At 71.1% G+C, this 20,692-nt stretch carries 13 protein-coding genes; 5 read left to right on the top strand and 8 right to left on the bottom strand.

The features are described 5' to 3' along the window. The first annotated feature begins 10 nt into the window (after positions 1 to 10). Positions 11 to 862, top strand: a complete 852-nt coding sequence (pdxY, locus tag AB0B98_RS26035) for a pyridoxal kinase PdxY (RefSeq protein WP_357365993.1) — start codon at positions 11 to 13, stop codon at positions 860 to 862. Between the two features lie 55 nt (positions 863 to 917). Here pdxY and AB0B98_RS26030 read toward each other — a convergent pair whose 3' ends face one another. From AB0B98_RS26030 to AB0B98_RS26000, 7 genes are all read right to left on the bottom strand, one after another. After that, on the bottom strand, positions 918 to 1,250 hold the full coding sequence (locus tag AB0B98_RS26030; protein ID WP_238668449.1) for a putative quinol monooxygenase: 333 nt from the start codon (positions 1,248 to 1,250) through the stop codon (positions 918 to 920). A gap of 9 nt (positions 1,251 to 1,259) precedes the next feature. Continuing rightward, positions 1,260 to 4,505 (bottom strand): DUF87 domain-containing protein, encoded by a 3,246-nt coding sequence (locus AB0B98_RS26025; protein WP_357365991.1) that lies wholly within the window; start codon positions 4,503 to 4,505, stop codon positions 1,260 to 1,262. Continuing rightward, positions 4,502 to 5,224, bottom strand: a complete 723-nt coding sequence (locus AB0B98_RS26020) for a hypothetical protein (RefSeq protein WP_357365989.1) — start codon at positions 5,222 to 5,224, stop codon at positions 4,502 to 4,504. Before AB0B98_RS26020 ends, AB0B98_RS26025 begins: the two co-directional genes overlap by 4 nt. Then, positions 5,221 to 6,324, bottom strand: coding sequence for a DUF559 domain-containing protein (locus AB0B98_RS26015; RefSeq protein ID WP_357365987.1), 1,104 nt, complete (start codon positions 6,322 to 6,324; stop codon positions 5,221 to 5,223). The genes AB0B98_RS26020 and AB0B98_RS26015 overlap by 4 nt, the downstream gene beginning before the upstream one ends. A gap of 68 nt (positions 6,325 to 6,392) precedes the next feature. Further along, the gene (locus AB0B98_RS26010) at positions 6,393 to 7,811 is read right to left on the bottom strand and encodes a PQQ-binding-like beta-propeller repeat protein (protein WP_357365985.1); all 1,419 of its coding nucleotides are present in this window, start codon (positions 7,809 to 7,811) and stop codon (positions 6,393 to 6,395) included. Between the two features lie 63 nt (positions 7,812 to 7,874). Then, positions 7,875 to 8,834: an acetamidase/formamidase family protein gene (locus AB0B98_RS26005; protein WP_357365983.1), complete on the bottom strand. Its 960-nt coding sequence runs from the start codon at positions 8,832 to 8,834 to the stop codon at positions 7,875 to 7,877. Positions 8,835 to 8,931: 97 nt separating this feature from the next. Beyond that, positions 8,932 to 9,963 (bottom strand): polysaccharide deacetylase family protein, encoded by a 1,032-nt coding sequence (locus AB0B98_RS26000; RefSeq protein WP_357365982.1) that lies wholly within the window; start codon positions 9,961 to 9,963, stop codon positions 8,932 to 8,934. Positions 9,964 to 10,413: 450 nt separating this feature from the next. On the opposite strand from AB0B98_RS26000, the gene AB0B98_RS25995 reads away from it, so the two are divergent. The 3 genes from AB0B98_RS25995 to AB0B98_RS25985 all read left to right on the top strand — a co-directional run bounded on the left by AB0B98_RS25995 (position 10,414) and on the right by AB0B98_RS25985 (position 18,248). After that, complete coding sequence (locus AB0B98_RS25995; RefSeq protein WP_357276333.1) at positions 10,414 to 11,493, top strand: glycoside hydrolase family 19 protein; 1,080 nt, start codon at positions 10,414 to 10,416, stop codon at positions 11,491 to 11,493. Positions 11,494 to 11,766: 273 nt separating this feature from the next. After that, a complete protein-coding gene (locus tag AB0B98_RS25990; RefSeq protein WP_357365980.1) occupies positions 11,767 to 17,382 on the top strand; it encodes a GH92 family glycosyl hydrolase in 5,616 nt (1,871 codons plus the stop codon). A gap of 206 nt (positions 17,383 to 17,588) precedes the next feature. After that, a complete protein-coding gene (locus AB0B98_RS25985) occupies positions 17,589 to 18,248 on the top strand; it encodes a phosphotransferase (protein WP_357365978.1) in 660 nt (219 codons plus the stop codon). Positions 18,249 to 18,316: 68 nt separating this feature from the next. Here the strand turns inward: AB0B98_RS25985 and AB0B98_RS25980 are convergent, their stop codons facing one another. Further along, on the bottom strand, positions 18,317 to 18,949 hold the full coding sequence (locus AB0B98_RS25980) for a TetR family transcriptional regulator (protein ID WP_357365976.1): 633 nt from the start codon (positions 18,947 to 18,949) through the stop codon (positions 18,317 to 18,319). Between the two features lie 217 nt (positions 18,950 to 19,166). On the opposite strand from AB0B98_RS25980, the gene AB0B98_RS25975 reads away from it, so the two are divergent. Then, positions 19,167 to 20,669, top strand: a complete 1,503-nt coding sequence (locus AB0B98_RS25975) for an MFS transporter (protein ID WP_357365974.1) — start codon at positions 19,167 to 19,169, stop codon at positions 20,667 to 20,669. The last annotated feature ends 23 nt before the right edge of the window (positions 20,670 to 20,692 follow it).

The raw sequence follows: 20,692 nt of genomic DNA, 5'->3' as shown, positions 1-20,692 counted from the left end.
TGATGGGCCGGTGAAGATCCTGTCCATCCAGTCGTCGGTCGCCTACGGTCACGTCGGCAACTCGGCTGCGGCCTTTTCGCTGCAACGCCTCGGGCACGAGGTCTGGCCGGTCCTGACTGTGCACTTCTCCAACCACACCGGGTACGGCGCGTGGCGGGGCCCGATGCTCCCGGCGGCGGACGTGGCGGAGGTGATCGCCGGAATCGAGGACCGCGGGGTCCTCGGCAGTGCCGACGCGGTGCTCTCCGGCTACCAGGGCGACCCCGCCATGGGCGCGGTGATCCTGGACGCGGTGGCGACGGTGAAGGCGACCAACCCGGCCGCGGTGTACTGCTGCGACCCGGTGATGGGCGACGCCGGCCGGGGCATGTTCGTCCGGCCGGGGATTCCGGAGTACCTACGGGACACCGTCGTGCCTCGTGCGGACATCATCACGCCGAACCACTTCGAGCTGGACTTCCTCGCCGGTCGCACCACGAACTCGCTGGCCGAGGTGCTGGACGCGGTCGACGTCGTGCGCGCGACCGGGCCTCGGCACGTCCTGGTGACCAGCGTGCTCCACGGCGACCTGCCGCCGGACTCGCTGGAGGTGGTGGCGGTCTCCGACGAGGGCGCCTGGGCGGTGACCACGCCGCTGCTGCCGATCAACCCGAACGGTGGGGGCGACGTCACAGCGGCGCTGTACCTCGCCCACCTGTGGACTACCGGCTCACCAGCTACCGCGCTGGAACGCACAATCGCCTCTGTCTACGCCGTGCTCGAGGCCACTCTCGCGGCGGGCACGCGGGAGATCCAGCTGATCGCGGCGCAGGACGTGATCGCCGACCCGCCGGCCCGGTTCGCCGCCCGCCAGCTGCGCTGACGGCGGGTAGCGAACGGCGGACCGGCTGCGTCGACGGACCGCTGACCGGTGGCGCTCAGCGACCCTCGGGAACGGCCATCTCGCCGAGCAACGACCAATCCTCCTGCGGCACCGTGGCGTTCACGATCCGCGGCGTTTCGGCCAGGTACTGCGGCAGGGTCTCCTGAGCCGTGCGGAAGTGCGCGGACTGGACGTGGGCTCCGCCGGCCTGGTCGTCGCGGAACGCCTCGACCAGCACGTACTCGGTGGGATCGTCCACGCTGCGGGACCAGTCGAACCACAGGCAGCCCGGCTCGGCCCGGGTCGCCTCGGTGAACTCGGCGGCGATCTGCGGCCACCGGTCGGCGTGCTCGGCCAGGATCCGGAACTTGGCGGTAATGAAGATCATGACCCCAGGCTACCCAGCCGGGCGGGCGCGGGCGACAACCTCCTCGGGGGTCAACGGCGCTTTCGGGTGGTGCGTCAGGCACAGCGGGGTTCGGACCTTCACGAACGAGAACCCCTCCCCGGCGGCGTAGAACTCGCCGCTGTTGAGCAGGCCGATGTCCGGCAGCCGCCCGCCCTTGGCCTCGGCGAGCTGCCGGGCCGCGTCGATCTGTGCCGGCGCGTTGAGCAGCCCGAAGAACTGCGTCGTCGCGTTGCCGGAGATCTGGTTGTGCAGACCCTTTGGCGCCTGGGTGGCGAAGACCAGCCCGAGCCCGTACTTGCGGGCCTGCGAGGCCAACGCGATCGAGCTGGCCGTGCAGGCGGTGGTGCCGGTCGACGGCGCGAGCGTCTGCGCCTCGTCCATCACGAACAACCCGCCCAGCGGTCGGTCACCGGCGGGGTGCCGCTTGATCCAGGCGAAGAGCGCCATCTGCAACTGGTTGACGAAGCTCTGTCGCTCCTGGTCGGAGGTGAGGCCGACGAAACTGATCACCGACACCCGGGCCCGCCGCCCCGCCGACGGCGTCAGCAGCAGCCCTGGGTCGGCGGGCGCGCCGACCCCACCGAAGAGCGGATCGGTGACCATCGCCGCCTTGAGCGCCTCGGCCAACTCCTCGGCGAGCTTCCCGGCGCGGGCCAGCCGACTGACCCCCTCGGGCAGATCGGTGAGGAACTCGGTGAAGCCGGGCAGGCCGACCATCCCACTGCGCGCGTACGCCTGGAGGGCCTCGGTGAGGACGGCCTTGCCCTGCTGGGCGAGCCGGCTGGAGCGGTCCACGCCCGCCCGTGGCGCGAGCGCCTCCACGGCGGAGCGGACGGCCTGGTCGAACTCGTCGGGCCAGTCCCGCAGTGAGGTGAAGTCGGGCAGTGGTTGGAAGCTCAACGGCCGACCGGCGGTGACCCGGGGCGTCCACACCACCACCTCGGTGTGCGCGAGGTAGTCGGCGGCGCGTTCGGCGTCGCCGGGCCCCCAGCCGCCCGGCGGGTCGGGCCACGGGTCGCCGAGCCGGGCGAGGTCGTTGTTGGGGTCGAGCACGATCGCGGAGACCCCCTCGCGGGCGCACTCCTCGACCAGCCGGCGGATCAGCACGGTCTTGCCCGAGCCGGACCCGGCGAACACGACGGCGTGGCGGCGCAGCGACTCCAGGGCAACCGTGAAGGGGTGACCGCCGTCGACGGTCCGTCCCAGCCCGACGGCCCGACCGCCCCCGCCGACCGTGGGGTCGGCCGGATCAGCGGGTACGGGCTCGGCTGCCGCACCGGTCGACACGTCGGCGGGGACGTCGGCGGCCGGCGCGTTCGTCGGGTCGGATTCGCTGCCGCCCGACGGTGGCTCGTCGTCGGGCGTCGGCGGCTGGTCACCGCCGCGGGTGCCGTCGGGCCCGGGCAGGACCGCGCGGAACAGCTCGGTGCCGCTGGCCGGACGCCGGGCCACCAGCCACTCCTGCAAGGCGGTGGACGGTTCGGCCGCCATCACCCGCAGCGCCGCGAAGACCCGCAGGTCCGCCTCCGGCACGGCACACCGCAGGCCGCCGGCCGCGTCGAAGCCTGTCAACACCTCGGTCGTACGCTTACCGGTGGGCCACGGACCGTTGCGCAGCAGGATCAGCCGCCGTTGTGGCAGGTCCCGGTCCAATCCCGCGAGGGTGCAGGCGGCCTTGACCCGGGCGGTGACGGCGACGGCATTGGGGTGCGCGACGGCCCGGAAGCACCAGTGCGCCTCGTTCTCGGTGGCCTCGTCGAGCACCTCGATGAGCCGCCCGTGCAGCGCCGGCTTGCGGCCGGGCGGCGGATCGTACTTGTAGGTGGCGCCGGTCGGCGCCTGCTCGGCGATCCAGGCGGCCAGGCCGGCTGCGAGCAGCGGCGGCATGTGCTCGTCCTCGCTCTTCGGGTCGACTGCGGCCGACACGTCGGCGGCCTCGACCAGTTCGGCGAACCGTGCGTCCAACTCGTGCAGGCGGCGCTCGTCAGTCGTCGGATCGGCGGCGGCGCCCCGGGCGGTGCTGACGGTCGGCGTCGAGTCGGCGCCGTCGATCAGCCGATCCAGCTCGATCACGTCGTCGCGGTCACGGCACCAGGCGATGTGGCGGTCCACCCGGCGGAGCAGGGCGCGTGGCGTCAGGGTGGGTGCGTCGGCGAAGGCGGCGGGGGCGATCGGCCAGGTGGGGTGCGGTGGCCCGAAGAACATGCCCGCGAACGCGGCGGAGAGGCGCTTCGCCACGATCGCCTGCCCGATCTCCGGGGTGGGGATCCGGTCCGGCAGGGTCGCCGTACGGAAGCGGTCAGCGACCGGGGTGGGCGCGCTGCGGCTCATCAGCACCCAGGTGTCCGGCAGGCACGAGACGACGACAAGCGTGCGGCGGGTGATGTCGCGCAGCTTGAGCAGGCCGTCGGCGATCGGGCCGAGCACCCTGGCCTGGCCGTCCTCCAGACCCTGATGCTGGTTGAGCAGTGAGGTGCTGGTCTGGGCGAACAGCGTGTCGAGCTGGTCCACGGCGATGACAGTGGGGTCCAGGGTCAGGGCCATCAGCCGGGAGATGTCCTGCACGACCTGCTGGGGGGTGCGGATCGCGGCGCTCAACCCCCACGCCGCCCGTGCGGCCGGGTCACCGGCTTCGGAGATCAGGTGGGCGTAACCGACGTCCTGTGCCTCGAAGTCGATGGCGCCGTGCAGGACGAGCGCCCGGGCGGTGTCCTGGGCATCCCGCCCGACCTCCCGATCGCGCTCGCGCAGCGCCCAGATGAAGGTGTCGAGCTGCGCACGGGTCACCGGTCGGGTGCCGGCGACCGCGTCGCGAACCTCCACCGGCAGACCGAGCTGCGGGGTGAGTCGACGCAGGAACGTCTTCAACTGGGTGCCCCAGCCGACGTGGGGGCGGCCCATCCCCTCCACCAGGGCCAGGGCCACGCTCTCCCAGAACGTCTTGCCACTGACCATGTCGACGAGGAAGAAGTAGCCGCCGTCGCCCTGGATCCGTTCGCGGACCGCCCCGAGCAGGTGCGTCTTGCCGGCGCCCGCGCGGCCCTGCATGGCCACGCCGAGCGGCATGCTCGTGTCGTCGGTGCGGGCCCGCGCCACCCCGCGCAGAATCTCCGCGGCCACCTTCTCGTGCAGCTCCGGCACGTTGTGCGGGCTGGGTCGCCAGACGTCGTCCGGGGTGACCGCCGGGTTGAGACTGACCGCTTCCAGCGCGGCCCGCTGGTCCTCCGAGATCATGCCGGGCCGATCGCCAGGGCGTGGTTGTCCTCGTTCCCGATGCGGACGGCCGCAGCCCGGTCCCGTGCGGTCAGTGACTTGGTGTTCGCCACCGGGATGATGCGGACGTCCTCTCGGCCGACCATCGCCCGCAACGCCGCGTCGAGGGCGGCCCGGTCGGTGTCGGCGAGCCGGTCGCGGACGTCGGCGAGGCCGACCCATGCGCCCGGCGCGGTGGCCAGATCCCGGTACGCCGAGCGAACCAGCGCCTCCACCTCCACCGCTGACACCGGTGCCGCCGCCGGTGCCCCCGTCGTCGCTGTCGCAGTGGGTGCCGGCGCTTCGTGTCCCGGCTCTCTGGTCGCCGGGGCCGTTGCCTCGGTCTGCTTGAAGAAATCGCCGTGGCTGACCCGGAGCCGGTCCAGCGAACGGTGCAGGTTGGACAGGACGACGAACAGGGACCGGGTCGTCGAGCCGCCCTGCTTCGGTGGCGCGGCGGTGTGCAACTGACGTGCCACCCGCCAGCCCTCGTCGGTCAGCTCGTGGGCGAAGGGCCGGTGCGTCCGATCGGTGTCCACCAGGCCCAGGTCGACGAGTTTCGTGTTGTCCTTGCCGGTCAGCGTGAAACCGGCCAGCTCTTTCAGCTCGACGTTTGTGAGTCGGCGTGCCTCGACCATCAGCACCACGAGGGCGTTGATCTGGTTCGGCGTCAGGTGCGGGACGTCCGCCGGGCTCGTCATGATGTCTCATCTCCGTGGGGGTGCGTGCCGCCCGTACGTCGCCGGGCCAGCAGCCGACGGATCCCGTCGACCACCGCCGGCGCGTCGGTGAGCACCTGCTCGTTGGTGAAGCGGAGCACGTCCAGCCCGAGGAGTTGCAGCTGGACGTCTCTCCGCCGATCGTTGGCGAAAGCGATTCGCCCACGATGCTCCGGGCCGTCCACCTCGACCGCAAGACCCTCCGTGGGCCAAAACAGATCCAGACGGTACGCCGTGGCCAGGACGTGCCACTCGTAGGTCTGGTTCCACCGCCGGCCGCGCGCCCAGTCGTGCGGCGCGAGCGCGCGTTCCAGGGCCTGCTCGGCGGCGCTGTCCGAGCGGGGCACGCCAGCGATCGGCGGCCAGGCCAGCACCGTCGACTCCGGCTCGGCGGCGATGGCCGCAATCCGATCGGTCGGGCCGGCCAGCTCGGCGAATCGCGCCGGCACCGGCATCGGCACCGAGCGCACCCGGTCGGCGTGGCGCAACGGTCCGCCGGTCAACCACACAGTGAAGCCACCGTGCCGCACCAGCCACTCGGCGGCGGCCACCAGCGTCCGCTCGGCGTCGGCGTCCAGGTCGGGCAGAGCCACGACGAGTACGCAACCTTCCCGGTCGTACGCGTCGGCGATCACCCGGGCGAGCCCGGCGGCGCGTACCCCCGGGGCGAAGCGGGACCGGCCGCCGGGGCGGTGCGGGCCGCGCAGCCCCCGCTCGGCGAGGTCGGCCAGGAACGGGCCGAAGTGCCGGGAGCGGGCGGCGGTACGGGCCGCGAGTGCCCGAACCGCCGCCACGCCGAGCGTGCCCTCGCCGTCGACATGGTCGGCCCCCGTCAGCCAGCTGGGGAACATCGCCAGGGCCGCGGTGTCCAGTTGGTCGAGCAGGGTGTCCACGAGGTCACCGAGGGGGAGTGCCACGGTGGGCCGGTAGTGCACGATCGCGGGCGCTGCCGGTGGTAACGGGTCGAGTGCGACCCGCAGCAGCTCCGGGTCGATGCCCGGCAGGTGACTCACTCGCCCCGTCGGCGGGGCAGCCCACCAGGCCCTGCTGGCGTCGCCGTTGGCCCGGACGGGGTGCGCCATGGCGGCACCCTACGACACTGACGGGCGCGACCGGGGACCCCTCGGTGGCGAGGCGGTGCGCTCGCCGCTCAGCGCAGCCGGCGGATGTCGCCGTACGCGCGGTAGTAACCACCGCGGCTGGACTCGCGCACCTCGGTCACCAGGTAGCGGGCACCCGGCTCGCGAATCCCCTTGGGGAACTGCACCGACCAGTCGCGCCGGTAGCCGTCGGAGAGCACCTGAACCCGCAACCGCCCCCGATCGTCCAGGCACTGCACGACCACGCCCGCGCCCGCGTCGCTGGTCACCTCGACGATCGTCGGTTGCGCCTGCTGGGGCGCCTGGCGGGGGGCCTTGATGTCGCGTACCTGGGGCACGTTCCCGGCCTGCGCCGCGCGGATCGCCGGCTCGCTCGCGTCGATGCAGGCCAGATGGCCGCCGGTGGTCACCACGTAGAGCCGGTCGTCGTGGTACTGCATGGAGTACGCCGAGCCGCAGCCGGTGCCGAGCTTCCACAGCCGGGTGCCCGCCGCGTCGAAGCAGTAGATCGAGGACTGGCTGTCGCCGGCGAAGACGTACTCGCCGCCCTCGGCGGTGGCGCAGGAGAAGACCGGGGCGTCGCACAGGTAGGTGCGTTCGGGGTGGCCCGACTTGGACAGCCGCACCACCTGGCGGCTGCTGGTGCCGGCGAACACACTGCCGTGCTCCTGCCAGCCGAAGAGCACCGAACCGGTGGTGGTGTGCCACAGTTCGCTGCCGGTACGCCACTCGTAGCCGGTCACTCCCTGCGAGTGGCCGTGGTAGATGGCGTCGTCGTCGCACCGCACCATCCAGGCCGAACGCCCCCGCCCGGGGCGACGCCACAGGAACTCGTCCTCGTGGTCGACGGCGGTGATCCCGCCGTCGGCGTCGGAGACGCCGAGGACGCCGTCGTGGATGTCCAGCCAGTAGATGTCGATCTCCGGCGCGATGGCGTACGCCACCCGGGGCACCTTGCCGGACAGGTCGTAGACGTTGCCGTCGTCGCAGCCGGCGTAGATCCAGGCGTCGTCGGCGACTATGCACTTCACCCCGTCGGGAAGGCGGACCTGGCTGCGCACCTGGGCGTCGTGGTCGAGCGTGGTGATGACTCCGTGCTCGTTGCCGACCATGCAGTGCCGCCCGTCGACGAAGATGCCGAAGGCGGGGGCGCCGGAGTCGTAGCGCCAGAGCACCGGGGCGGTGTGGGCGGTGGAGCGGGTGCTCACGATCTGCCGCCGCGACACGGTGCGCTTCTGGCGGACGCCGGGGACCGCCGGCGCGTAGCCCTTGCGGACCTTCTCCCCGATCTTCTTCGCCGCGGCGGCCCGGGCCCGGGTGTTGTCCGGATAGGCACTGGCCTTGACCTGCCCCTGGTCGCCGATCCGGCCGTAGCGCACAGTCAGCGTGGCGTTGTCGACGATGACCTCGTAGAATTTGTGCGCACCGTCCACTTCGGACAGTTCGAGGTAGGTCGTCTCCTGGGACATGGGGGGCCTCCGAGGGGTCAGCGAGCGGCGCGATCCGGCCGGCGCGGCGACAGTGAGCACACGCTAACGGTGCCCCCCGACAGAATCGGCGTCCGGCCAGCGCAGGGCGTCGTCACGGAGCACCGCGTGCGCGCCGACGCTCTGGTTGACGATCTGCGTCACCCGCACGTCGACGGCGATGCTGGCCAGCGCCACCGCGTCCGAGCGGCTGAGGCCGTGCAGCCGCTGCATCAGTGTCAGCATCGAGTCCAGCGCGGTGAACGTGGCGTCGTCGAGCGAGGCGCCGACGCCCAGGGTCAACCATGCGTCGTGGGTACGGGCCACCGGGCCGGTGATCGGAAAGTCGTCGCGCACGTCGAAGGTCAACGTCACCTCGTCCATCGGACACTCGATCGCGGTGCCGCCGACCTCGCCGTCACCCTGCGCGGCGTGCCCGTCCCCGACCGAGAACAGCGCGTCGTCCACGGGGATCGGCAGCAGGAGGGTGCTGCCGGCGGTGAGGTCCCGACAGTCCAGGTTGCCGCCCCAGGGGCGCGGTGGGGTCGTCGAGTGAAGCCCGGGCTCCGCGGGTGGCATGCCGAGCACTCCCATGAAGGGCCGCAGCGCGATCGTGTGGCCGTGCTGGTTGCGGCCGGTCATCGTCACCGGGTCCAGCGCCCAGGCGTGCACCACCTGTTGATCCTGTACGCCGTAGTGCTTGTTGAACCCACTCGGCCAGCCGCCGGCCACCGTGGTTCCCCAGCTCGCCGGGACGACCTCGTCGATGCGTACCGCGAGGGTCTGGCCGGCGCGCGCACCGCGGACCGCGACCGGACCGATCAACGCGTGTCCGTGGTCGGGCCGGTGCTGTGCGACCCGGGGCCGGTCCCGGTTCGGCCCGCCCGGGTACGGGCCGGCGGACCACCAGCAGTCCAGGGTGCGATAGGTGACGGTGTCGCCGGGGTCGATGGTGAGCACCGGCGGGAAGTCGGGGGAGAAGTGACCGTGCAGGCTGTCGTCCCCGGGCGTGAGGGTGTGTCGCATCAGTGCAGGCTAGTGGCTGCTGGTCCGCGCGCCGGGTCGCCAGGGTGCGCGGTGGGTGCCGGGCGCACCCACCGCGCACGACTCAACCTGGGCGATGTCAACCCGAGGTGCAGGAGCGAATCTGTGGGCGGGCGCTGCTGTTTCCGTTGGTCATCGTGGTGAAGCCGAAGGTGTTGCCGCTGCCGTTGGACCGCATTGTCATGACGGTGCCGCTGCTGTCCCAGGTGGCGGTGCCGTTCCAGATGGTGCTGACCCGTTGCGGCGAGGTGATGGCCACGACCACGGTCCATGTGCTGGCGCCGCTGACCGTCACCGACGTGTTGTACCGGTCGCCCCAGACGTTGGGGGTCGTGGCGGTCGCGGTGCAGGTGCCACCGGAGGGCGGCGGGCTGGTCGGCGGGCTGGTCGGCGGCGGGGTGGTGCCGTCGGGCGCGACAGCGCGGCCGGTGGACGACGAGATCATGCCGGGGCACAGGTTGCGGCTGGTCAGGTTGGCCATGATCTGGGGGATGGCGTCGCGGGTGTTCTGGATCCCGTCGTGCATCAGGATGACCTGACCGGCCTGGAGTCGGCTCGCGTTGGCCACGATCTGGCTGACGCTGGCGCCGTTCCAGTCCTGGGAGTCCACGTCCCAGATCACCTGGCGCATGCCCAGTGACGACGCGACGGACTGCAACGTGGAGTTGGTCTCGCCGTACGGCGGTCGGAACAGCACCGGCCGGCTGCCGGTGGCCGACTGGATCGCCGAGCTGGTCTGGGAGAGGTCCGACTGCATCTGAGCCTGACTCATCGAGGTCATGTGGGCGTGGTTCCAGCTGTGGTTGGCCACCCACATGCCGGCGGCCACCTGTGCCTGCGCCGCCGACCGGTTGTTCTGGACGTTCTGCCCGACGTTGAACATGGTGGCCCGTACGCCGTTGTTGCGCAGCACGTTCAGCAGTGCGCTGGTGCTGCCGGTCGGACCGTCGTCGAAGGTGAGCCCGACGTAGCCGTTGCAGGTGGCGGCGCTCGACGGGGTGGAGGTGGCGGCGAGGACGACGCCGCACATGGCGACGGCGGTGGCGAGGACGGCGAGCGCCGCGCGCAACCGCCTGGACCACAGGGCCGTGCGGGGGAAGAGCCTGCTCATCTGGTGCCCCTTCGCGCAGGCCCGGACGTGCCCCTGCGTGCGGGCAGCGCAGTCCGGACAGGTGTGGACAAGTGGGTAGGTGGAGCGGAAACCGCAACGAAGCCGATCGCATTGACCCCAATGGATCGAAGTATTGCAGCGAGAATTCCAACGCGTCAACAAGTTCCGGAAAATCCCCGGAACAGCGCGGCGGGCTGTTCGGGTGCTGGCCAGGCGTGGCCCGGCTGAATCGAAGATTGGTCGAACGAATCGGTTGGCCCGCACGCGACATGATCCGGAAAGCGGCCGGAAATATCGACAGTGGGCCGCCGGCTCCGCCCGTCGCGCCGGCCACGGTCCGTCGCCCTGGCTGCAGGGAATAGTAAAGGTTGTGAACAGAAGATGTTACAGTCACTCCTGTCGATATCCATCAGGGTTTCGGCCAGTGAGGTCCCAGGAAGGAGTGATCACATGACGAGACTGCGCGCGCTGGTCGCGCTGGCGGCACTGATCGTCACCGGCGGGCTGGTGGCGGTCATCCCGGCCACTGCCGCGTCGGCGGCGGCTTGCTCGGCATCGTGGCAGGCCTCGGCCGTCTACTGGGGAGACGCCCAGGTCTCCCACAACGGCCGCAACTACCGGGCGAAGTGGTGGACCCAGAACGAGGCGCCGCCGGGCACGACCGGTGTCTGGGAAGATCTCGGCGCGTGCGGCGGGGGCACCACGCCGCCCACCGGAGGGACCTGCTCCTACCCGAACTGGACCGCCGGGACCTGGTACGCCGCCGGGGCGATCGTGCGCTACACCAACGGTTCGTACTACATCGCCGAGCACGACAATCCGGGGTACGACCCCGTCGTCAGCACCTGGTACTGGGAGCCCTACACCTGTGGGGGTCAGCCACCGACGACTCCGCCGCCCACCAACCCCGGCGGCTTCGTGGTCACCGAGGCCCAGTTCAACCAGATGTTCCCGGGTCGCAACTCGTTCTACACGTACTCCGGGCTCGTCGCCGCGCTCAGCGCCTACCCGGCGTTCGCGCGCACCGGCAGTGCCACTGTCCAGCGCCAGGAGGCCGCCGCCTTCCTGGCCAACGTCTACCACGAGACCGGCGGGCTCGTGCACATCGTCGAACAGAACACCGCGAACTACCCGCACTACTGCGACCCCGGCCAGTCGTACGGCTGCCCCGCCGGGCAGGCCGCCTACTACGGGCGGGGGCCGATCCAGCTCAGTTGGAACTTCAACTACAACGCCGCTGGCAACGCCCTCAACCTGCCGCTGTTGACCAACCCGTGGCTGGTGCAGACCGACGCCGCGGTGGCCTGGAAGACCGGTATCTGGTACTGGATGACCCAGAACGGGCCGGGCACCATGACCGCCCACAATGCGATGGTCAACGGCGCCGGGTTCGGTCAGACGATCCGCAGCATCAACGGCTCGATCGAGTGCAACGGCGGAAACCCCGCCCAGGTGCAGAGTCGCGTCACCAGGTACCAGCAGTTCGTCGGCATCCTCGGGGTGTCCGCCGGAGCCAACCTCTACTGCTGATCCGTGGCCGGGCCTCGGCGTACGTCGTCGGACGGCGTCGAGGCTCGGCGCATCGACCGCCGTGGCCCGGTGCGGGCGGCGGCCGTTCGGCGCGATCAACCCGTTGACACGGCAGTGCCGCGCCCGGAACTATCAGCGGCAGTCCACAGGCCCGGCTCCCGTTGCTCATGAAGTCTCATGACAACGATGTCAGGGCTTGACCCACCACCTGCTCCACACTGCCCAGACGTTCGACGTACTCGACCCGGTTCGAGTCGAAAGGCTCCGTCCCTCATGTCGCACACCCCCCTTGCGCGTTCCCTCTCACCCCGCCTGATCGCGGCGACGACAGCCGCCCTGCTACCGCTGGGCCTGCTCGTCGCCGCGCCCCTGGCGAACGCCGCCCCCACCTCCGCCCCGCCGGGCAACTTCACCTCCTCGTTCGAGTCCGCCGACCCGCAGCCCGCCACCAGCACAGTGGAGGTCGGCCCGAACGGAAAGCCGCTCCAGGCCAACCTGAGCGGCACCGTCGCCACCCTGCCCGGCAGCCTGCTCGGCCAGGTCAGCGCCGTGACCGCGAGCGACGAGAACCAGCCGCGAGAGATCGCCGCGAACCTCAGTGACGACGATCCGTCGACCAAGTGGCTCGCGTTCGCGTCCAGCGGCTGGGTGACCTACCAGCTCGCCAAGCCGGCGACTGTGGTGCGCTACTCGCTGACCGCGGCCGACGACGCGCCGACCCGCGATCCCAGGGACTTCGTCGTCCAGGGGTCGAACGACGGCAGCACCTGGACCGACCTGGACAAGCGTGCCGGCGAGAAGTTCAGCGGGCGCTTCGCCACCAGGACGTACAGCTTCACCAACCCGAACGCCTACGGCTTCTACCGGCTCAACGTCACCGCGAACTCCGGTGACTCGCTCCTGCAGCTCGCCGACTGGAACATCAGCGACGGCTCGGGCGTCCGCCCGCCGGCCACCCCCATGGTCAGCGAGGCGACCTCCGGCCCGAACGGCGGCTACACCACGAAGCCGGACGTCGGCTTCACCGGACTGGCCGCGCTGCGCTATGCCGGCGGCGCCGAGAGCAACGGCCGGTCGTACGCGACGAACAAGCTCTTCGACGTCAGCATCCCGGTCGGGCCGAAGACCCGACTGTCGTACAAGATCTTCCCCGAGTTCACCGGCGGGGACGGCCGGTACCCGTCCACCTACACCGCCGTCGACCTGCACTTCACCGACGGCAGTTACCTGAGTAATCGCTCGGCAACCGACCAGCACGGCTACCCGCTCACGGGCGCTGGTCAGGGTGCGGCGAAGGTGCTCTTCGCCGACCAGTGGAACTTGGTGCAGGCCGACCTTGGCGCCGTCGCGCGTGGCAAGACCATCGACCGCATCCTGCTCGCCTACGACAATCCGCAGGCCACCGGGGAGACCCGGTTCCAGGGTTGGCTCGACGACATCGAGCTGACTGCCGCGCCGACGTCGATCGACGGCTCGAAGCTGACCAACTACGTCGACACCCGACGGGGCACCAACTCGACGGGCGGCTTCTCGCGCGGCAACAACCTGCCGATCACCGCCGTGCCGAACGGGTTCAACTTCTTCACCCCGGTGACCGACGCGACCTCCGACTCGTGGGAGTACGAGTACCACCGGATCAACAACGAGGCCAACCTGCCCATGCTCCAGGGCCTCGCGATCTCCCACGAGCCCAGCCCCTGGATGGGCGACCGCAACCAGATGTCGGTCATGCCGGTCGTCGGTGGCGGGCCGCTCACCGGTCAGCCCGCCGGACGTGCGCTCGCCTTCAGCCACGACGACGAGACGGCGCAGCCGGACCTCTACCGGGTCACGCTCCAGAACGGCCTGGTCGCGGAGATGTCGCCCACCGACCACGCCGGGATCATGCGGTTCACCTTCCCCACCGGGCAGCCGACCGGAAGCCTCGTCTTCCACAACGGCACGTTCACCATCGGCACTGACGGCACGTTCACCGGTTGGGTCGACAACGGCAGCGGCCTGTCCGCCGGTCGCAGCCGGATGTTCGTCTCCGGCGCCTTCGACCGGGCGCCGACGGCGTCCGCCGCGACCTCGGCCACCTTCGACATCTCCGGGTCGCGGGAGGTGACGATGCGTCTCGCCACGTCGTTCCTCTCCGTCGACCAGGCGCGCCGCAACCTCGATCTGGAGGTCACCGGCAAGAGCTTCGACCAGATCCACGCCGCCGCGACGGCCGCGTGGAAGGATCGGCTCGGCCGGGTCGAGCTGCGAGGCGCCTCCGAGTCGCAGCTTGTCACCATGTACTCGAACCTGTACCGGCTGAACCTCTACCCGAACTCGCAGTCGGAGAACACCGGCACCGCCGCCACGCCGCGCTGGCAGTACGCGAGCCCGGTCTCGGCGCCGACCGGCGCGTCGAGCCCCACCCGGACCGGCGCGAAGATCGTCGACGGGCAGATCTACGTCAACAACGGTTTCTGGGACACCTACCGCACCGTGTGGCCCGCCTACGCGCTGCTGTACCCGGACGTCGCCGCCAAGATCTCCGACGGGTTCGTCCAGCACTACCGCGACGGTGGCTGGATCGCCCGCTGGTCGTCCCCCGGCTACGCCGACCTGATGACCGGCACCAGCGCGAACGTGGCGCTGGCCCAGGCGTACCTCACCGGGGTCAAGCTGCCCGACCCGCTCGCGGCCTACGACGCGGCGGTCAAGGACGCGACAGTCGCGTCCGGGCGCAGCGCGGTCGGACGCAAGGGCATCGAGAGCTCCCTGTTCCTCGGCTACACGCCGGCGTCCACAGGGGAGTCGGTGTCCTGGGCGTTGGAGGGCTACATCAACGACTTCGGCATCGGCAACATGGGTGCGGCGCTCGCCAAGGACCCGGCCACGCCGAAGTCGGAGCGCGCCCGACTCACCGAGGAGTCGCGGTACTTCCTGGAGCGGGCCCGCAACTACGTCCACCTCTTCGACCCGAAGACGAAGCTCTTCCAGGGCCGCGACGCCGCCGGCAACTTCCTCGCCGGTGACCCGTTGGACTGGGGTGGCGTCTACACCGAGACCAACGGGTGGAACTTCGCGTTCACCGCCCAGCAGGACGGCCAGGGCCTGATCAACCTGTACGGCGGGCAGAAGGCGCTGCGGGACAAGCTCGACGCGTTCTTCACCACCCCGGAGAACGCCGACCGCCCCGGTGGGTACGGCGGCGTCATCCACGAGATGCTCGAAGCGCGCGCGGTCCGGATGGGTCAGCTCGGCATGAGCAACCAGCCGTCGCACCACATCCCGTACATGTACAACGTCGCGGGCGCGCCGGCCAAGACGCAGGAGACGGTACGGGAGATCCTTCGCCGTCTCTACGTCGGCAGTGAGATCGGCCAGGGCTACCTGGGCGACGAGGACAACGGCGAGATGTCGTCGTGGTACATCCTCAGCTCGCTGGGCCTCTACCCGTTGCAGGCCGGGTCGTCCGAGTGGGCGATCGGCTCGCCGCAGTTCACCAGGATGACAGTGCACCGCAGCAGCGGCGACATCGTCGTCAACGCGCCGAACAACAGCGCGGCGAACGTCTACGTGCAGGGCGTGACGGTAAACGGCAAGAAGCAGCGCGGCCTGTCAGTGGATGTCGCGAAGCTCGCCAAGGGCGGCACCATCGACTTCCAGATGGGCCCCAAGCCGTCGTCGTGGGGCAGCGGCCGGAACGACGCGCCGCCGTCGCTGACCACTGGTGACGAGGCGCCGAAGCCGTTGCAGGACGTCACCGGTCCCGGTCTCGGCACCGCGAGCGCGACCGGCGGTCAGGACGCGTCGAAGCTGTTCGACGACTCGTCGACCACGCAGTTGACCTTCACCTCGGCGACCCCGCAGATCACCTGGGCCTTCCGTGGTGGCAAGCAGAAGCCGAAGTACTACACGGTCACGTCCGGGTCCGGTGCCGGCGATCCGGCGGACTGGCGCCTGCAAGGCTCCAACGACGGCCTGACCTGGACCACTGTGGACTCCCGCACCGGCCAGGTGTTCCCGTGGCGCAACCAGACCCGCCCGTACTCGATCGACAAGCCGGGACGGTTCGCCCAGTTCCGCCTCGCCGTCACGAAGGCCGTCGGCGCCGCGCAGACCAACCTGGCCGAGGTCGAGTTGCTCGCCGGAGGTGACCTCGACCTCGGCGGCGGCGACATCACCGTCACCGCTGCGGACGGCGTACACGCGATGACCGGCGTACCCGTCTCGGTGCCGTTGGCCACCGTCACCGGTGGGGACGCCAACGGCTACCAGGCCACCATCGACTGGGGTGACGGCACGCCGGTCACCGCGGGCACCGTGACGTTGAGCTCGCGGGCCGTCTATCGCATCGCCGGGTCGCACACCTACACCACTCCCGGCTACCACCAGGCGAACGTCACGGTGACCGACGGCGAGAGCCAGAGCTCCGCGACGGTCGGCGTCGAGGTGGCGTACGCCCCGGCCTCCGGTCTCACCGCCGCGTTCGACAGCGTCTGCGTCGGCGACGAAGGGGCCCTCGCGGCGGACTGCGACGCCAAGTCGTGGGCGTACTCGCGGGCCGCCCTGGCGGCCGGCGGTGTCACCCAGGGCCAGTCGCAGCAGGTTCCCGGGACCGGGCTGCGGTTCACAGTGCCGGTGATCCCGGCCGGGCAGCCGGACAACGCCACCGGCAACGGGGCGACGGTCGTCCTCAACCTCCCGGCGGACGCGAAGAGCATCTCGTTCATCGGCGCCGGAACGCAGGGCAACCAGAGCACCACCGGCACTGCGACGTTCAGCGACGGCAGCACGGCCAGCATCCCGATCCAGATGAGCGACTGGACGCTGGGCGGCAACGCCAACGGCACCCCGTCCTACGGCAACATCATCGTCGCCCGGACGGCGTACCGGTTGCAGGGCACCAGCCGCGACGGCGCCCAGCCGTTCCTCTTCGCCACCGCCCCGTACCAGATCCCGGCGGGTAAGACGCTGGTGTCGGTGACCCTGCCGACGCAGACCGGTGACCCTCGCTCGGCGGGCCGCATCCACGTGTTCGCCGTGGCCAACGACGGCACGCCCGCCCCGGCGCTGGCGACCGTCGCCCCGAAGAACCAGACGGCCACCGCCGGGCAGGTCCTCGCGGCGAACCTCGGTGCGGTGACCGGCGGCGTTCCCGGTACGACGGGCTACCGCGCCCGCGTCCAGTGGGGTGACGGCACGGTTCCGGACGACGTGACGATCGGCGAGTCCGGCGCGATGAGCGGCCGGCACACCTACCCACGGGAGGGCACCTACACGGTGCGCGTCACCGCGTGGGACACGCTGTCGAGCAGCACCGGGTCCTTCACGGTGACTGTGGCTCGGGGCGGATCGCAGCCGGCGATCGCGCTGTCCGCGTCCGATGCCGTCACCACCGGTGACGCGATCACCGTCAACGGCAGCGGCTTCGCGGCCGGCGAGCAGGTGACAGTCAGCGTCGGCACCGACCCGGGCCGGACCATGAAGGTCGCCGCCTCGGCGACGGGAACGGTCCGCGCCTCGGTGCCGACCTCCGGTGACGCGCAACCCGGCCGGTACGCCGTCACCGCGACGGGCGCGTCCTCGCGTACCCCGGCCACGGCCACCGTCCAGGTGACCGGAGAGCCGGAGGCACGGACCTACCGGCCGCGGGTGGCGCTGTTGACCACCTCGGGCCCGCGTGGCACGTCGATCATGGTCGATGGTTCCGGGTTCGCGCCGAACGAGGTGGTCACGATCGCCTTCGGGACCGGACTGGCGGTCAGCACCGTGCGCGCGAACGGTGACGGCGTCATCTCCGGCGCGACGGTCAGCGTCCCGGGGGCGGCGAAGGCGGGCGCGACCAGCGTCACGCTGAACGGCGCCACGTCGGCGACGAAGGTGTCCCGACCGTTCACCGTCACCGGCTAGCACCGAGCCGGGGACAACGCAGCAGCGTGGGGGGGGGGGGGCCGGGGGGGCCCGGGCGCCCGCCGGCGCGGCCCGCGCCCCCCCCACGGGGGGCGCCCGCCGCCCGCCCACCCCCGCGCGGGGCACACCCCCGCGGCGGGGGGGGGCCCGTCACCCCGCCCCGCCCCACGCGCGTGTCGCGCAACCCACTGTTAGCGTCGTCTGCCATGGCCGATCACGCGCTGCTCGCCTCGGGGCGCGACGCCGACGTCTACGCGCTCGACGGGTCGCGGGTGCTGCGCCGCTACCGCCAGGGCGGGGACAGCACGCCAGAGGCGGCGTTGATGGCGTACGTCGCGGCGGCCGGCTACCCGGTGCCCGTGGTGTACGACGCCCAGGGGCCCGACCTGGTGCTCGAACGACTCGACGGCGAGACTCTCCTGGCGTCGATGCTCGCCGGGCGCACCGGCATCGGCGCGGCGGCCGACCTCCTTGTGGGCCTGCACGACCGCCTCCACACGGTGCCGGCCCGGTTCAGCGCCGACCCCACGGTCCGTGTCCTGCACCTCGACCTGCATCCACAGAACGTCATGGTGACCTCGCGCGGGCCGGTGGTCATCGATTGGCGTAACGCGACCGAGGGGCCGGCGGACCTGGACGTGGCCATGACCGCTCTCATCCTCGCCGAGGTGGCGGTCAGCCCGGCCCCGCAGCTCGCCGATCTTGCCCGGAACGGCCTCGATGCCTTTCAGCGGCGTGCCGAGCCGCCCCGGACCAGCCAACTACGGCATGCCGTGGGTCTGCGCCGGGTCGATCCCGCGCTGTCCGCCGTCGAGAAGTCCGCATTGGGGCGCGCCGCCGCCCTGGTCCACACCCGTGGCGGCTGACCGGCCGCGGTGGCGCTGACAGCCCCGAGCGGCGTGCTCCGGGTTTCGGGGTCGGCCCACGGCCGGGCTCAAGAAGGCGGCAGCAGCGCGTCGACCAGGTCGCGCAGCGGCCCGACCAGGTCCTGTTCGGTGGCGGAACTCAGCGGTTCCAGCCGGATGGACGATCGCAGCACCGCGACTCCGATACCGGCGGCGAGGGCCATCTGGGCGCGGAGCAGGAGTTGTTCGCTGCCCGGTTCGCCGGGACGCCATCCGCGAGCCGCCGCCAGTTGTTCGCTGGAACGGACCAGCACGGCGTGTCGGATCTCGTCGGCGCCCGCGTCCCCGGATGATCGCAGCAGCAGCGACAGCTGGCTCGACAGGCCGGCCGCGCCGAGGTCGGCGATGTGCCGGGCGATGGCCTCGGGCACCCGGTCGGCAGGCGTCTGACCTGTCGTTCGGCGAAGTTCGTCGCCCGCGGCGCGCAGGCACGCCTCGAACAGGCCCTCCTTCGAGGTGAAGTAGCGGCTGATGAGCGCCACGTTGACGCCCGCGTCGTCGGCGATGTCCCGGACGGTGGTGGCCGCGTAGCCGTCCCTGGCGAAGCGCTGGCGGGCGGCGTCAAGCAGCAGTTGCCGCGTCTCGGCCGCGTCCCGACGGCGACGGTGGGCCGGTTCGCCGTCGGTGTTACCGGTCGCGGGGACAGGCGGTTCGGCTGTCACGACGCGTCCTTTCCTCGCTCTGGCGCGTTGGCGGTGGGTGTCGGCGCTCGGGCCGGCGGCCAGGCCGTGCTCCCAGGCCCTAAGTAAACATATGTTGACTTGTCGGCGGACGCAAGCTCCAGCACGGCCGGGGGTGACGTAAACGACTGTTGACATGTTCCTCGGGCTGCGCATACTGGCTAAGTCAGCAAACGTTTACATCTAGTTCGGGGATTTCATGACCCACACCATCGAGGAGCCGACAGACCTCGGCTCCGCGTCCGGCGCCGCCCCGCGCGCCAACAGCAGCCTCCTGGTGCTGTACCTGTCGCTGGGCGGCCTGGCGTTCGCGGTGCTCCAGTCGCTGGTGGCGCCCGCGCTGTCGACCATCGGAAGGGACCTGGGCGTCTCGACCGGAGACATCAGTTGGGTGCTCACCGCGTACCTGTTGGCGGCCTCGGTGTTGACGCCCATTCTCGGACGTCTCGGTGACATGGTCGGCAAGCGTCGGGTCCTCATCGGCGTCCTCGCGGCCCTCGCCGCTGGCACACTCCTCGCCGCCCTGGCCCCGAACCTGACCGTGCTGATCGTCGCGCGGGCGCTACAGGGAGCCGCCGGAGCGATCCTGCCGCTGTCGATCGGCATCGTCCGCGACCAACTGCCGCGGGAGAAGGTCGGCGTCACAGTCGGCCTGCTGTCGGCGATCTTCGGGGTCGGCGCCGGCGTCGGGATCGTGGCCGCGGGCCCGATCGTGGAGCACCTGTCGTGGCACTGGCTGTTCTGGCTGCCGCTGGTCCTCGTCGTCGTCGCGCTGCTCGGGACCATCTTCGGGATGCCCGAGTCGCGGGTCCGCACGCCCGGGCGGCTCGACATGCTCGGCGCGGCCATCCTGTCGGTATCGCTGGTCTCGTTGCTGCTGGCCGTGAGCAAGGGGCAGGGCTGGGGCTGGACCGAGCCGAAGACCATCGGCCTGTTCCTGCTCGGCGCGGTCGCGATGGTGGTGTTCGTCCGGGTCGAGCTACGGGTACGCGAGCCGCTCATCGACATGCGCCTGATGCGAATTCGCGGTGTCTGGGCCACCGACCTCGTCGCCCTGATCCTCGGTTTCGCGATGTTCGGGACATTCGTACTGGTACCGACCCTGCTGCAACTGCCCGCCGCCACCGGGTACGGGTTCGGCAAGACGGTGTCCCAGGCGGGCCTGTTCCTGCTGCCCACCGTCCTGATGATGGTGGTCTTCGGTCCCCTCGCGGGCCTGCTGGACCGTCGCTTCGGTCCCAAGGTTCCGATGTTCCTCGGCACTGTCGCTGTCGTCGTCGCATTCGCGCTGCCGGCGTTCGCGCACGGCGCGACCTGGCAGGTGCTGCTCTCCGGGGTGCTCACCGGCGCCGGCATCGGCCTGGCGTTCGCGGCGATGTCCAACGCCATCATCGAGAGCGTCCCGGCCGGGCAGACCGGAGAGGCGAGCAGCGTCAACACCATCGCCCGCACCATCGGCAGCAGCATCGGCGCGGCGGTCGTGGCGGCGGTCATCACGTCGAACAGCACTCCCACGGGGCTGCCCACCGACGCGGCGTTCACCGCCGGGTTCTGGGTGTGCGCGGGTGTGGCGGTCCTGGCCGTCTTCGCGGCACTCGCCCTGCCCTCGGCGCGTCGCCGTCACGAACAGGCGGTCGCCGCCGGCGTTGACGACCTTCCGCCCGAGCCGGTCGAGCTGCACCTGCCCCACCGGCACCACTGAGCAGGCGGCTGACAGTCGCCGAG

Origin of the sequence: Micromonospora sp. NPDC048947, assembly GCF_040649495.1 — a bacterium.
GTDB lineage: Bacteria > Actinomycetota > Actinomycetes > Mycobacteriales > Micromonosporaceae > Micromonospora > Micromonospora alfalfae.
The sequence above is the reverse complement of the archived record's forward strand: the minus strand, read 5'-3'. Positions and strand labels throughout refer to the sequence as shown.

What these genes read in the sequence shown, in the direction of transcription:
- AB0B98_RS26030 (WP_238668449.1), bottom strand. Translation starts at nt 1,250, where the DNA reads ATGATCTTCATTACCGCCAAGTTCCGGATCCTGGCCGAGCACGCCGAC.
- AB0B98_RS26025 (WP_357365991.1), bottom strand. Translation starts at nt 4,505, where the DNA reads ATGATCTCGGAGGACCAGCGGGCCGCGCTGGAAGCGGTCAGTCTCAAC.
- AB0B98_RS26020 (WP_357365989.1), bottom strand. Translation starts at nt 5,224, where the DNA reads ATGACGAGCCCGGCGGACGTCCCGCACCTGACGCCGAACCAGATCAAC.
- AB0B98_RS26015 (WP_357365987.1), bottom strand. Translation starts at nt 6,324, where the DNA reads ATGGCGCACCCCGTCCGGGCCAACGGCGACGCCAGCAGGGCCTGGTGG.
- AB0B98_RS26010 (WP_357365985.1), bottom strand. Translation starts at nt 7,811, where the DNA reads ATGTCCCAGGAGACGACCTACCTCGAACTGTCCGAAGTGGACGGTGCG.
- AB0B98_RS26005 (WP_357365983.1), bottom strand. Translation starts at nt 8,834, where the DNA reads ATGCGACACACCCTCACGCCCGGGGACGACAGCCTGCACGGTCACTTC.
- AB0B98_RS26000 (WP_357365982.1), bottom strand. Translation starts at nt 9,963, where the DNA reads ATGAGCAGGCTCTTCCCCCGCACGGCCCTGTGGTCCAGGCGGTTGCGC.
- AB0B98_RS25995 (WP_357276333.1), top strand. Translation starts at nt 10,414, where the DNA reads ATGACGAGACTGCGCGCGCTGGTCGCGCTGGCGGCACTGATCGTCACC.
- AB0B98_RS25990 (WP_357365980.1), top strand. Translation starts at nt 11,767, where the DNA reads ATGTCGCACACCCCCCTTGCGCGTTCCCTCTCACCCCGCCTGATCGCG.
- AB0B98_RS25985 (WP_357365978.1), top strand. Translation starts at nt 17,589, where the DNA reads ATGGCCGATCACGCGCTGCTCGCCTCGGGGCGCGACGCCGACGTCTAC.
- AB0B98_RS25975 (WP_357365974.1), top strand. Translation starts at nt 19,167, where the DNA reads ATGACCCACACCATCGAGGAGCCGACAGACCTCGGCTCCGCGTCCGGC.